Raw genomic sequence first — 14025 nt, 5'->3', positions numbered from 1 at the left:
TTATCAAAAAGGGATAAGATCGTGAAATTTTGTACATCAAGAGAGTGTCTGAGCAGGGAAGACCGGTTGAGACGGTCATATTACCAGGTGTTGAGAGATGAACTTGATCAGTTTGTCATTGGGTATTCCCTGGTAGGATCCTATAATAATTTTTTAAGGATCAGAACCCCTTATCCCTTTGTGGAACTCCGGGAACTCAAACCCAGGGCGAGAATTCCCTCGGTGGAGTTTGATGCCCAGAATTCTTTTTTGATCATATTTTCAGAAGATTTTATCGACAAAAAGCATAAAAAGTATATCCGATATTTTGATGCCAATAAAACCACCAAGACCAATCTTCTCCGCCATAAATATTTTCCGGATGTTGAAAATTACAATCGGAATTTAAAGTATTTTGAGACCGGAGAATTCTTTTCCCTGCTCCGCTCCCTGCTGCCTGTGGATTATGCCCTGCTCATCCAGAGAAATCAGAGAACCAAGGTTCAATACGCCCTGACCCATTTTCATGTCAGGGTGGACTGGCCCATTGCCGATGCCTCGGAAGATCTGGCCAAATCCCTGCGTTATATTTCCAAGGATCTCTATGAAAAAGGGGATAAATACGCAGAAAACATGCAAAAAAAATTGTTTGAATATTACGGGGTGCCTGTGATGTCCGGGGGCCGGCGGACCGCAGCCATTGTGGCGGCCCAGTATTTCAGGCAGTTTGGCGGGATTACCACCATTTATGTCTCTTCCAGTGAATCCAGGAACCTGCTCAGGATTGATGAAAAGGGGGTTTCTAAATCCCTGCTGGTTAAACTCAGGCCGGACCAGGTAAACAAACTGGCTGAACTTGGCGGTATCCCAAGAAATAGTTTTACCAAAAATTATGTGGTGGCACGGCAGGGGAAATTTTATGTCTGCATTCTCAATGTGCGTTATGACTATACCAGCCATGCGCTGCCCTCTGAGGGCGGTCGTCTCAGGGAGCTTAACTTTGATACCAACTGGCTGACCGTGGCCCAGGAGCATATCCTTCCCAAACCGGCCGTAATCAAATATCCCCCTATTCCCTATAAAATGATTTACGCCTGAAAAACAAAAGAGCTGGCCAGCCGGTTTTAAAATTTTTTGAGCATGGCAATTTCATCGCAGTCAGGGTAGGAGACACAGCCGATACAATCGGACCAGACCTTTACCGGAAGCGCTGCCTTGTCAATTTGGGAAAATCCAAACCGGTCAAAGAATTCTGGGCGGTAGGTCAGGGTAAACAATTCTTTGATTTTAAAATAAAAGGCTTCCTGGATGGTGCGTTCCACAAGCGAACTGCCGATAGTTTTATGGGTAAAAGCCTGATCAACGGCAAGGGAACGGATTTCAGCAAGGGTCTCCCAGCAGAATTGCAGGGCGCAGCAGCCCACAACCTTTTGGGTCTCAGGATCTTCATACACCCAAAAATCTCTGATATGATCGTATAGCTGGCTTAGGGGCCGGGCCAAAAGATCTCCTTGTTTACTATAAAACTGAAGCAGGGAATGGATCTGGCTGACATCATCCAGCAGAGCTTTTCTTATCATGTGTTTCCTCGTTGGACATTCTTTATTTGCTTCTCACCATGGCCTGGGTCGTGCCGGGGGCTTTTTGGGAGAATCGGGTTCCCGAATCCGGGTGGATATATATCATTTTGGTTTGGTCGGGTATATCAAAATATTGATAGGGCTTGTCTTTGAGAAAGGCTTGCATATAGTCAATCCAGATGGGAAGGGCGGCCTTTGCCCCTGTTTCATAGGGCCCAAGTGTGGTGGCATTGTCGTTTCCCACCCAGACACCGCAGGCAATGTCCGGGCTGAACCCGATAAACAATGCATCTTTATACTGATCTGTGGTACCGGTTTTCCCGCCGATTTCTTTTTTGATATGGCTGGCTTTTTTCCCTGTGCCTTCATAAACAACCCCCTTGAGCATGTCGGTCATGATGGCAGCCGAGACCCGGTCTGTAACCGCAGTTTTTTTGATTGTGTGGGTAAAAAGAATTTGGCCGTCCGGGTCAACGATTTTTTCAATGGCAAATGGAAGGGCCCGGACCCCGTGGTTGGGAAAGGGGGTATAGGCGGAAGTTAAATCGATGAGACTTACCTCCGCTGTTCCCAGAGCCAAAGAAGGATATGGATTCAACCGGGCCGTAATACCGGCTTTTCGGGCAAAATCAATGACAGTTTGGGGGCCGATTTTTTCCATGAGCCTGACCACAGGGGTATTTTTGGACAAGGCCAGGGCCTTTCTAAGGGTCATATCGCCGCTAAAGGATCTTGAAAAATTTTTAACCGTCCATGTTTTGGAATGAGGCAGGGTATAGGTGAGCGGCGCATCTGTGAGGATGTCATTTTGTTCATACCCTTTTTCAACGGCTGCGGCATAGACCAGGGGTTTAAAAGCAGATCCGGGCTGGCGCATGGCCTGGACCGCTCGGTTAAATTTGTTTTTATTAAAATTTTTTCCACCGACCATGCTCAGGATGGCACCGGTGTGGATATCCAATGCAATCAAGGCGGCTTCGGGGTCTGGGGATTGGATTTTATTTTTTTCCATCCGCAGCTCAAGCTGCTTTAGGTGGTGAACAAGGGAATGTTCAGCAATGGTTTGGAGCCTTAAATTCAAGGTGGTATGAATGGCAAGGCCGTTGGTATAGGTTAAGCTGGGGGTTTTGCCCAAAATATTTTTCAGATAGGAGACAAAAAAAGGTGCCGGCGGTGCAAGTTCTCCCGACGACTGGACTGTGACGGGTTCTGCATTTGCCAGGTCAAAGGCCTTGGCAGTGATTTTACCGGTATCCAGAAGTTGTTTAAGGACAATAGAGCGTCGCTGTCTTGCCCGGTCTGGATTGTTCAGAGGAGAATAAACACTCGGTGCCTTGGGCAGTCCGGCGATCAAGGCGGCCTGCCCAAGGGTGAGTCCTGCGGCAGAGCTATCAAAATAGGTTCTGGATGCCGCCTCAACCCCGTAAGCCCCTGATCCAAGGTAGACCAGGTTGAAATAGAGTTCAAGGATTTCGTTTTTGGTGTACCTGCGTTCGATCTGGATGGCCAGGATGGCTTCTCTGATTTTCCGGAGAATGGATTTTTCAGGTGACAAAAACAGGGTTTTGGCCAGCTGCTGGGTCAGGGTTGATGCCCCCTGTTTAAAGCTGCCGGCCTTGATGTCGTGAAATACAGCCCTGGCAATGGCCTTGAGATTAACACCGGAATGTTTGAAAAAGGCCCGATCCTCGGTGACAATCAGGGCCTGCTTGAGATGATCCGGTATCATATCAATGGAAATGGGGAATCTTTTTTCCAAATAAAACCGGGTGATTACCTTTTTGTCCGAAGAGTAAACCGAGGTAACCGCCGAGGGTTTAAATTGTTTTAAGTGATTAATTTCGGGCAGGTCATATATGAGCCCGTAGAATGCACCGGCCATCAGGCCGGCCATCAGGCCGATAAAAATAATCCCCCCATACATCTTTTTTCGGGATAAAACCATTAGGGGGTCAGAAATTTTAAAATGGCTTTTTTAAAGTCATCATCAGAAAATGGTTTGTGCAATACCTGATTGATGCCTGATTTTTTTAACAGGGCATCATTTACATCAACATCCCCGGATTTTTCTTCTACAAAATCGCTTTGGGTCGTGATCATGAGGATGGGCAGATCTTTACGGTTAAATTTTTTTCTGACTTCACAGGTGAGTTCTAGGCCGCTGATATTGGGCATGTTTAAATCCGTGATCACCAGATTGGCCCCTTGTGAAAGAATTTCGGGAATGGCATCTTCAGGCCGGTTAAAGGTCTGGGAATCAAACCCCAGGGCTGACAATTTGTTTTGATATAATTTAAGCATCATTTTGGAGTCATCCACCACAATGATTTTTAGGGTGCTGTCGGTTTTGGGTTTTTCAGGGGATTGTTCAAGGATTTTGTTGGCAAATTCTTTCTGGCCAATGCCGGCCATCTGTTTTAAAAAGGTGTTTCGGGTGGCAGGGGTTGCAGCTTCAATAATGTGTTTTTGAGCCAGGGTTTGAAAGGATTCTTCTTCCACAAGAAAGTTAAAAATATTGCCGGCCTCTGTGTCAATAAGGGCTGCAACCGTCATCAGGGATTGATCCGAGCCTTGTCTGATAATATTTTTTAGTCCTGCCACCAGGGGTTTTGATAAATTTTTATCAATGGCACGGGCCGCGCTCATCCTTACGGATTCAACGGGATCCTGGAGTCCCTGGGCAAGGCAGATGGCCGTTTTGGGAGAGGGGATTCTTTCCATGGCCTCATAGGCTGCCTGCCTGATATTGGCATCCTTGGGCTGGGTGTTGATAATATCTAAAATCGGTGAGATTGCGGCTGGATCCCTGATATACCCCAGGGTGGTAATCAAATGGATCAGGTAATCTGACTCTGCATTTTTAAAGGCCCGGGTGAGCAACGGGGTTGCCTTGTTTCCAAGCTTCATGAGCTGATCTATGGCCGTATCCCTGACAATGGTGATGGAAGACCTGAGCAGGGTGGTCATTTTTTCAAGGGCATAAAGGTCCTGCATATCAGCCAGGGCTTCAACCGCAAGTTTATTGGTGTCTTCATTTTCTCCCAAAAAGGTTAAAAGCGTATCCACAGCCTTGGGCGTATTGTTTTCGGCAATGGCAAAAATGGCTGCCTTGCGCACGGACAGATCAGGGTGAGCGGTCAGGGAAGAAAAGACGTCAACGTTTTCTTCTGAACGGAGTACGCCGAGTGATATGACTGCCCGCATGATGATATCCGGATCCTGTTCCGTTTGGATCACACGGGCCAGGGTCGGGGCGGTTTCCTTGAGATAAAGATCTCCGGCCGCCTTTATGAATTGCATCCGGGTCGGTTTTTCATTTTGGCCAATATACTCGATGACCCGATCTGTATTCCCGTAAGCCTTGTCAAGAATCAGGTCGTACAGACCCTCTTGAACCTCCACATTTTTGATTTCAAGTTTTGTCAAGAATTCAAGAAGGGGAAAGACCAGAGTGGCTTGGCCCCTGCCAAGCTCTGCAAGGGCTTTTTTTTGAATATCGGCATTGATATTGGTATCAGAGGCAAACTGGAGAAGGGCTTTGGCCTTAACAACGTCCTCCTCATTAAGGCAGAAAATCAGTTCCTCAATAAATTCATTTTCGTTGATCGTACCCATGGTAATGACCTTTTCAGGTTTTAAATTGATAAAATACAGAATTTAAATATTTATTGGAGGCAAACAAGTCAGTATCATTGACCAAGGATTCTGTGGAGCCAATGAGCAGATACCCGTCAGGCTCCAGCACCTTGGCAATATTGGCATAGATTTTACGTCGGTCTTCACTGGTAAAATAGATCATGACGTTTCGGCACAGCACAATATCAAACTTGCCGATCCCCACAAAAGGTTTCATGAGGTTCATTTTTTTAAACTGGGCCATGGCCCTGAGCTCATCTTTTATTTTGTAGCGGTCCTCCTGGGGGACAAAATATTTGTTGAGTCGGGATGGGTCTAAACCTCTGGCCACTTCAAATTTATTATAGCTTCCGTAACTGGCCTGGGCAATGGCTGCATCTGAGATATCTGTGCCAAACAGCTTAATGTTGTAATCCTTGGGGGATACCCCCATTTCCAGGAGAGTCATGGCAATGCTGTAAATCTCCTGACCCGTTGAATTGGCAGCACTCCAAAGGCGGAGGGTGGGTTTGCCTATGCTTTTTGCAGACCGTTTATCGATGAGGTCCGGGAAAATTTTGTGTTGAAGCAGTTGAAACGGGGATTTATCCCTGAAAAAATAGGTTTCATTAGTGGAAATGGCATCAATGATATTATTTTCAATTTCTTTTTTGAAATCCAGCTTTGCCTTGTTGAGCAACTCCGAATACGAGTTGCATCCATATTGGCCAAGAAGGGCATTGAGCCTGGTTTCCAAAAGGTATTCCTTTCCCACATCCAGGGCAATACCTGATATGTCCAGAATATACTTGGCAAATGTTTTGAACTCTTCGGGAGTTACGGTGATTTTTGTCATAATTTAGTGTATGGCTGTTGGTCTGATGTTAGAGTACCACGGTTTTTACTATTTCGTCCGCTATCTTGTCCAATGGTGCGATGATATCGGCAAGTCCTGATTCAATCGGCTCTTTGGGCATGCCAAATACCGTACAACTGGCCTCGTCCTGGGCGATGACGGTGCTGCCGTTTTTCTTCATCTGAACAAGCCCTTTTGATCCGTCTGACCCCATCCCGGTCATGATCACACCGGTTGCCCTGCCGACATAAGGCTGGGCTATGGATCTGAACAGGTAATCAACAGACGGTTTGCAGGAATTTTCCGGTGGGTCGTCCGTGATTTTTATCTTTCGGGTGAGGCCGTCAGCACCGGCCACTATTTTCATCTGTTTTCCGCCGGGGGCGATCAATACCCGTCCTGCCTGGATAATATCACCATCCTCAGCCTCTTTGATTTCAAGGGCAGCCTTTTTGTTGAGGCTGTTGGCCAGGGATGCCGTAAACATAGGCGGCATGTGCTGGACAATGAGAACCGGGGCCGTTAAGGTTGCCGGCAGCATGGGAATCATTTTTGTCAAAGCGTTGGGCCCCCCGGTTGAGATACCGATTCCAATGATCCCCGTTTTTTTGGGGGGGCAGCCCAGGCCGGGACCGCCTTTTTAGGGGCAGGTCTTACAGGGGCAGGCTTGCTGGTCCCAAGTGCTTTTCCGCCCCTTTTTCTGAGCTTAATCTGTTTGACAATGGGCTCTAAGGCTTGTTTGACCTTGAGCATATTTTCGGCCATCTTACCATCTTCAGGCTTGGGCACAAAATCAAAGGAACCAAGTTCCAAGGCTTTGATGGTCATTTCACTGCCCTGCTGGGTCAGGGTGGAGAGCATGACTATGATGGGGGGATTCTCCATGCTCCGAAGTTCCTGAAGCACTTCTATGCCGCTGACTTCGGGCATTTCAATGTCCAGGGTGATCAAATCCGGTTTCAGGGTTTTGATTTTGGATAAGGCAATTTTGCCGTTATTGGCCGTTCCCACCACTTCTATTCCGGGCATCTCCTTTAATACATCGCCAACTATTTTCCGGTAAACGATCGTATCATCCACAACCACAGCTTTAATGGATTCCATTATTCTTTGAGTACCTCATCAATATCAAGTATGCCAATCAGTTGGTTCTCTGTTTTTAACACCCCTTGGAAAAATTTTCCTTTGACCCCCCCCGATATTGGAAGGGGCCGGTTCAATTTTTTCTTTCTGGGTCAATACCACATCAGAGATTGAATCTACCAGAAGACCGATATGTTCGTCTTCTGAGTTTACAATGATGTTCCTGTTGTCCTTGCCGTTATTGACAGAATCTAACCCAAGCTTTTTACCCAGATCGATAATGGTGACAATACGTCCCCTTAAATTCAGTATCCCCTTGATATATTCAGATGCCTGGGGAACTTTGGTGAATTCAAAATGCTTGTTGATTTCCTGAATATTAAGGATATTAATCCCGCACAAGGCGCCCCCCACATAGAAGGTTGAAAATTCAAGATCAGTCGAGGTGTTTTCAATGGTGTCTTCGTTCATTTTATCTCCTTTGCGCAAGTCCATCAGGCGATTAAAGACTGAGGTATCTTCTGACAACGGCCATGAGTTTTTCCCGGTCCAGTTTGATCTCATATTCGTCAATACCCACGGCTTTACCTTTTTCGATATGGGCCTCGCTGGCCAATGAGGTCAGAGCAATGACGCCCAAATGGGAATATTTGGGATCATTTTTAATCCGTTTGGTGAGTTCAAATCCGTCCATATTCGGCATTTCAAGGTCCGTGACCACAAGGTCGATTTCATCCACCCGCTCTTTGAGCAGTTCCCAGGCAATCAGCCCGTCTTCTGCTTCAATGAACTTGAATCCGTCTTCTTCCATAAAGCTTTTAACCTGGTTCCTGAAAAAGGCGGAATCTTCGGCAAACAAGAGAATTTTTTCTCCCTCCTCAGCCATTCCTGCCGCAACCTTGGCCTCTTCTGAAAACCATTCGGGATTCATGGTTTTGACCAGTTCAAATATATCCACCAAAAGGGTGGTATGGTCGTTGATGATCATGGACCCGCTGATGGCGGTCTGTTTCAGGGTACTGGTATCAATGTTGAGCTGGACCTCCAGCGCATCCACCGGCGGAGTCACCATGAGGCCGAGTTCTTTTTCCTTGACCTTAAATACAATGACCTCCTGCTGATCTTTGACCGGGAGTTCTTCCAAGTCTGCCACCTGGCTTAATTCATAGAGCGGCAGGGATCCGCCTCGGTATTGAACCACTTTTCTGTCGCCGATCTGTTCGATGGACGAGGTCTTGATCCGTTCGATTCTTTCGACAATGCTCAGGGGCGTTGCAAAATGTTCGGCTTCCCCGTTCTTAAAGGTGAGCAGGGCCATTTTGTCTGCCTTGGCATCTGCTTCTTCTTTGGCTTTGGCTGCCTGCTGCCCGGCTTCGGCAATCGATGAAAGCTCAGCCATCTGAGCAAGGTTGGAAATATCTAAGATCAGGGCCACTTTACCGTCTCCCATGATGGTGGCGCCGGCATAGGCAGAACATTTTTTCAAGTGCCGGCCTACGGGTTTGACAACAATTTCTTCTGAGTCATGGAGCTGGTCTACCACCAAACCGTATTTAAAGGCACCGGCAGAGACCACGGCAATATTCATGGCAGAGGCGGCATGGTACCTGCGGTCGGGACCCTCCCGTTCCACCACGCTTGCATCCTGGCTGTCTGCAGAGGTCTCCTGACCCGTTAAATGGGTTTTGGATCTTCTGTCGGCAAGGTTTTCCCTTCTGTCCGGCTGTTCTGTCAGATCTTTGGGATCGGTATAGGTTTTTTCTATGCCGAGCATTTCAGAGAGGTTCAGCAGGGGAAGCAGTTCGCCCCTGAGCCTGACAACCGCGGCATCCCCGACTTTCTCTATTTTATCCTTGATCTGTCCTGCCGGGATCCTGAGCAGTTCGTTAAGGTTGACCTGGGGCAGGGCATAGCGTTCATTACCCACTGAAGTGATCTGGCTGGGGATGATTGCCAGGGTTAGGGGCAGTTTGATCTGGATATCGGTTCCCTGACCCGGAGTGGAATCCAGTTCGATGATGCCGCCAAGGCTTTCAATATTGGTGACCACCACATCCATGCCCACCCCTCGGCCGGACACGTCCGTAACTTCTTTGGCCGTTGAAAAACCGGGCAGGAAAATCAGTTCCATTTTTTGCTTGTCAGACATTTCAGCGATCTGGGCATCCGAGATCAAGCCTTTTTCAACGGCTGAATTTGCAATTTTCTGGGGTTCAAGACCCCGGCCGTCGTCTGAGATGACAATATTCACTTGGCCGGCATCGTGGAATGCTTTTAAGGTTATGGTTCCGGTACCTTCCTTGCCCATCTGCTCTCTTTCCATGGGGGTTTCAATTCCATGGTCCACAGAGTTCCTGACCAGGTGGGTCAAGGGATCATTAATGGATTCCAGAATGGTTTTATCCAGTTCCACATCCTTTCCCTCGATTTCCAGGTCAATGGATTTGCCCAGCTGCTGGGACAGATCCCTGACCACCCGGGTAAATTTATTTAAAATATTGGCAATGGGCTGCATCCTTGTCCGCATGATGGCTTCCTGGAGTTCGGATGTGATCATATCAATGCGCTGGCTTGAAAGTTCCGTTGCCTTAGCGTTTGAGGAATTTATTCCCTGGAGAAGCTGATTCCGGCTGAGAACAAGTTCTCCGGCAAGGTTCATCAAAGTATCCAAAAGGCCGACATTCACCCTTAAAGAGGTCTGGGGCTTGCTGCCCAGGTTCATATCTTTGTCCTGGGATTTGGCCGTTACCGCAGGTTGTTTTTGAACTGTTTTAGGGGCTGGTTTGGTAGCGGCCACCGTTTTGTTCTGGACGGATTCCGCTGTTGGCGCCGCAACCGGTGCTACAGGCTGGGGGGCTGCCATGGTTTCAACCGGGGCCATGGCGGACTGAATATTTATCTCTCCTCCTGCTGAAGGCACCACCATCGGGTCGCTGACCGCATGAATATACTGGCTGGAGATATCAAAAAGGGTTTCTGCCATATCCTGTTCGATAATGGAGGCAAACAGAACCTGAAAAGGGATTCTGCTGGGACCTGCAGTTTTTTCCAGGGTGCCCACGGATTCAAAATCAATCCTTGAATCTATAATGGTGCCGGTTTTTTGGAGGTTGTTTAATACTTCAATGGGATTTTTTTCTTTTCGCTGGATATCGTTGATCAGGTCATATTCTACAAGAAAGAGGTTTTTCCCTTCGGCTTTATTTTGTTCAATCTCATACAAAGAGACCTGCTGAAAGACCCTGCCGTCCCGAAGCTGAACATCCACCATCTCTGAAACCATGTCCTGCTTGTCTTCGGGCAGAGAGAATTTGGTTATGTTTTCCAGAGCGGTGACATGTTCTGAAATATCTATATCATTGCTGGTTTCAATATTGTTCAACAGCGTTTCTAACTTGTCAAATCCCTTTAGCAGAACGCTGATTCTCATGGAATCCGGTGTCAGTTCATTGTTTCTGATAAGACCTAGGACATTCTCAAGGTGGTGGGCAAGGTCCTTGATGGTCGTAAGACCCATGAACCCGGCTCCCCCCTTTACAGAATGGGCTGCCCTGAAAACATTATTTACCAGATCCAGATCGATGTTTTCCCCACCCTCTTCAATGGTTAGGAGATCACTTTCTATATTTGCAAGATGGTCCAGTGATTCCTCAATGTACATTTGTAGGGTTTCGTCGTCTTCAAACATATTAACTCTCCTGAAAGGTTGTCTAAGAGATGATAAAACTATACCGATAATGAAATTATTTACAGAAAAGAATATAGAAAGTCAAACTAAAGATAGGGGTAAAAAACAGTCCCCACCTATATTTTACGTATAATATCGTTGATTTGACTCGTCTGATTTATTTTTAAAATTGCCCGGGTGTTTGGCTGGGCGATTTCAATGGGTTCATGATTATGATCTGCGAGAGATATTAGCTTTAATTTCTGTGCCCTGCCTTGGGGACTGAGGACTTCGACCAGATCGTCGGCACTGAGTTTGTTCCTGATTTCAACCAGGTATTGATTGTTGTCATAACATTTAAGAATTTTTCCGATAAAACTGTGAATTTTTCCCTGGTGGACATTGTTCCTGTTCATATCTATTGTGCCGGAATCATCCGGGTGGGAAAAGTAAAAGCCCGTGCAATACTCCCGGTGGTATACCTGATATAGCGAGGATCGCCACTCGGGCAGGACCTGATAATTTTCCGGGTCTGCGAGATATGCGTCAATGGCATTGCGATATGTTTTTACAACCGATCCCAGGTAGTTGATTCCCTTCATCCGGCCCTCTATTTTAAGGGAGGTGATCTTGGACGCCACAAGTTCCGGGATATGATCAATCATGCACATATCCTTGGAGTTGAAAATATAAGACCCTCTCTCATCCTCCATCAAGGGGTGAAAATCATTGGGCCTTTTTTCTTCGACAACAGAGTATTTCCACCGGCAAGGATGGCTGCAAAGTCCCCGATTGCTGTCCCGTTTGCTTAAAATCGTACTTAAAAGACATCTGCCCGAGTAAGATACACACATGGCTCCGTGGATAAAGGTTTCAGTTTCAATTTCACAGCGGTCAACCACTTGCTTGATTTCTTCCAGGGAAAGTTCCCGGGCCAGGTTGACCCGCTTGACACCTAAGTCCTGCCAGAACAGGGCGGTGTTGTAATTGGTGGTATTGGCCTGGGTGCTCAGGTGAATATCAATGTGGGGGATAATTTTTTTTGCCAGCATCACAATTCCGGGATCTGAAATGATAATGGCATCTGGATCTACCCGGCTGATTTTTTTAAGGTAATCCTTGATCTTTTCCTGTTCATGGTTCCGGGAATATATATTGCAGGCCAGATAGACTTTGACCTTGCGGCTTCTGGCAAAGGATACACTATCCATCAGTTCCTGGTCTGTGAAATTACCTGAAAAATTTCTAAGGCTGAACTCTTTGCCGGCCAGGTAAACGGCATCTGCACCATAGTGGACAGCAATTTCCAGTTTTTCAAAGTTGCCCGCAGGCGCAAGCAGTTCCGGTCTTTTGAGGTTTTTAAAATTCACTCTGGGCAGATATCCTTCCATTGGTTAGGTTCGGGGCTTATATATACCAAAGAAAAAATGAATGCAACGTCAGCATGGCCAAATCTACTGGGGAATATTTTTTGCCTGTCTGCCCCTGGCACGGGCGTCTTTTGTATTTTTACAATACTCAATGGCCAAATGGCCCAGGATTGATATTCGCCTTGAAAAAAAGATTACGATGTCTGTACAATTCTTGCCGGGAATTGACTTGGGTCCCGGCTGCTGAACGTCCCCTTAATTTTATAGGTTAAATTTTCTAATTCAACCATCTCTGGAAGGCGTTCTGCTGTTCAGCGGATAAGTCACCCCTCCCTAAATATTATAGGTTCATCAGAAAATCGCGTACCTGGACTGAGAAACATCACTGGGAAGGCAATAACACAGTAAGGATTTTTATGCTTGAAATGATGGTGTGAACATGATCATGTTCTAATTTTTTTGTGTTATTCGCACAAAATCGGAGAATGAATTAATGTCCACAAGCTTCATATACCATGCCTTTGGCCTTCGTGACTACTTTTATAAAACAACGCGTTTCATCGGTGGAATAATCACTTTTGAACTCATACCAAAACCGGAGGCGGTAAAATGCCCGGAATGTAATTCCAGGTCCGTCACCAGGAAAGGGATTGTGACAAGAGATCTCAGAACAATACCGGTAGGTTCAAAACCCGTGATTCTCAGGACGGCTATCCAGAGAATTTGGTGTTCGTTCTGTCAATTTGTCCGGCAAATCAAACTATCCTTTGCCCAGGAGGGGAAAAGCTATACCCGGGCTTTTGAACGGTATGTCTTGGAGTTGTCTCAGTTCATGACAATCAAAGATATTGCCATCCATTTAAGGATCAGCTGGGATACGATAAAGCAGATCCAGAAAGAAGACCTGCTGAGGCGTTATCGAAATATCCCCCTTGAGAAAGTCCGGCAGATTGCCATAGATGAAATTTCCATAGGGAAAGGGCATAAATACTTGACCATCGTGATGGATCTGGAATCCGGTAGAATTCTGCACGTGGGAGAAGGAAAAGGTGGTGAAGCTTTGAAATCTTTTTGGACAAAAGTGAAAATATCGAAAGCAAAAATCAAAGCCGTCAGCATCGATATGTCCCCGGCATACTTGAGTGCTGTTATTGAAAATCTTTCTGGTTCAGCAATTGTCTTTGACAGATTTCATGTTGTTAAATTGTTCAATGAGAAACTGTCGGATTTCAGGCGAAAGCTCTACAACCTTCTTGCCAATACCGGGCAACAAAAACTTCTGAAGGGAGTCCGGTGGCTTTTGTTAAAAAATCCCGAAAACCTCAGTGATGACAAGAAGGAGGCCCAACGGTTAGAAGAAGCATTGAAAATAAATCAGCCGCTATTGGTAGTCTACTACATGAAAGAGGAACTCAGGCAAATATGGAATCAAAAGAAAAAAGAAACAGCTGAAAAGATAGTCAGCAATTGGATCAATCTGGCCAATATTTCCAAAATTCCAATGTTGATGAAATTTGCCAAGACCTTGGCTGTGCACAGGCAAAGAATCCTTTCATACTATGATTACAGGATATCTACAGGTCCTTTAGAAGGGACAAATAACAAGATAAAAACCATGAAACGGAAAGCTTATGGATACAGGGATTCGGAGTTTTTCAGGTTGAAACTTTTGGACCTTCACAATAAAAGGTACGTATTAATCGGATGAACCATATTATAGTGTATAATTTATAGCGTATCATTTTTTTAAATTAGGAGCACAACATGAAAAACAGATCCATTAAGCAGAAATTATTATTGGCATTTTGCCTGGTTATTCGGGAATGTTCAGAATTCTGTGTCACGGTTTCGGTTCCCGGATCTGCCTCAGCGCCA

General features: G+C 46.2%; 8 protein-coding genes and 2 pseudogenes. 2 read left to right on the top strand and 8 right to left on the bottom strand.

Annotated elements, in window-relative coordinates; all coding sequences use genetic code 11:
- The first annotated feature begins 21 nt into the window (after nt 1–21).
- Complete coding sequence (locus HUN05_20500; GenBank protein WDP87210.1) at nt 22–1077, top strand: hypothetical protein; 1056 nt, start codon at nt 22–24, stop codon at nt 1075–1077.
- A gap of 26 nt (nt 1078–1103) precedes the next feature.
- On the opposite strand, the gene HUN05_20495 is transcribed toward HUN05_20500, so the two are convergent.
- The 8 genes and pseudogenes from HUN05_20495 to HUN05_20460 form a co-directional block, all read right to left on the bottom strand.
- Entirely contained in the window at nt 1104–1559 is a 456-nt protein-coding gene (locus HUN05_20495) for an N-acetyltransferase (GenBank protein ID WDP87209.1), read from the bottom strand.
- Nucleotides 1560–1581: 22 nt separating this feature from the next.
- Nucleotides 1582–3504: a PBP1A family penicillin-binding protein gene (locus HUN05_20490; protein WDP87208.1), complete on the bottom strand. Its 1923-nt coding sequence runs from the start codon at nt 3502–3504 to the stop codon at nt 1582–1584.
- Entirely contained in the window at nt 3504–5174 is a 1671-nt protein-coding gene (locus HUN05_20485) for a response regulator (protein WDP87207.1), read from the bottom strand. Before HUN05_20485 ends, HUN05_20490 begins: the two co-directional genes overlap by 1 nt.
- 13 nt (nt 5175–5187) lie before the next feature.
- Nucleotides 5188–6030: a protein-glutamate O-methyltransferase CheR gene (locus tag HUN05_20480; protein WDP87206.1), complete on the bottom strand. Its 843-nt coding sequence runs from the start codon at nt 6028–6030 to the stop codon at nt 5188–5190.
- Between the two features lie 28 nt (nt 6031–6058).
- Nucleotides 6059–7134, bottom strand: a pseudogene (locus HUN05_20475) (chemotaxis response regulator protein-glutamate methylesterase).
- A pseudogene (locus HUN05_20470) lies at nt 7134–7584 on the bottom strand (purine-binding chemotaxis protein CheW). The pseudogenes HUN05_20475 and HUN05_20470 overlap by 1 nt, the downstream one beginning before the upstream one ends.
- 31 nt (nt 7585–7615) lie before the next feature.
- Nucleotides 7616–10801 carry a chemotaxis protein CheW gene (locus HUN05_20465; protein ID WDP87205.1) on the bottom strand — a complete coding sequence of 1062 codons (3186 nt, stop codon included), beginning with the start codon at nt 10799–10801 and terminating at the stop codon, nt 7616–7618.
- A gap of 116 nt (nt 10802–10917) precedes the next feature.
- Nucleotides 10918–12171: a U32 family peptidase gene (locus tag HUN05_20460; GenBank protein ID WDP87204.1), complete on the bottom strand. Its 1254-nt coding sequence runs from the start codon at nt 12169–12171 to the stop codon at nt 10918–10920.
- 472 nt (nt 12172–12643) lie between these two features.
- On the opposite strand from HUN05_20460, the gene HUN05_20455 reads away from it, so the two are divergent.
- The gene (locus HUN05_20455; protein WDP87203.1) at nt 12644–13858 is read left to right on the top strand and encodes an ISL3 family transposase; all 1215 of its coding nucleotides are present in this window, start codon (nt 12644–12646) and stop codon (nt 13856–13858) included.
- The last annotated feature ends 167 nt before the right edge of the window (nt 13859–14025 follow it).

It is taken from the genome of Desulfobacter sp. (assembly GCA_028768545.1).
Lineage (GTDB): Bacteria > Desulfobacterota > Desulfobacteria > Desulfobacterales > Desulfobacteraceae > Desulfobacter.
Note: the sequence above shows the minus strand (reverse complement) of the source record. Positions and strands in the feature narration are given on the sequence as shown.

Excerpts from the sequence above, each read along its gene's own strand:
- HUN05_20495 (WDP87209.1), bottom strand. The coding sequence starts at position 1,559 with ATGATAAGAAAAGCTCTGCTGGATGATGTCAGCCAGATCCATTCCCTG.
- HUN05_20490 (WDP87208.1), bottom strand. The coding sequence starts at position 3,504 with ATGGTTTTATCCCGAAAAAAGATGTATGGGGGGATTATTTTTATCGGC.
- HUN05_20485 (WDP87207.1), bottom strand. The coding sequence starts at position 5,174 with ATGGGTACGATCAACGAAAATGAATTTATTGAGGAACTGATTTTCTGC.
- HUN05_20480 (WDP87206.1), bottom strand. The coding sequence starts at position 6,030 with ATGACAAAAATCACCGTAACTCCCGAAGAGTTCAAAACATTTGCCAAG.
- HUN05_20465 (WDP87205.1), bottom strand. The coding sequence starts at position 10,801 with ATGTTTGAAGACGACGAAACCCTACAAATGTACATTGAGGAATCACTG.
- HUN05_20460 (WDP87204.1), bottom strand. The coding sequence starts at position 12,171 with ATGGAAGGATATCTGCCCAGAGTGAATTTTAAAAACCTCAAAAGACCG.
- HUN05_20455 (WDP87203.1), top strand. The coding sequence starts at position 12,644 with ATGTCCACAAGCTTCATATACCATGCCTTTGGCCTTCGTGACTACTTT.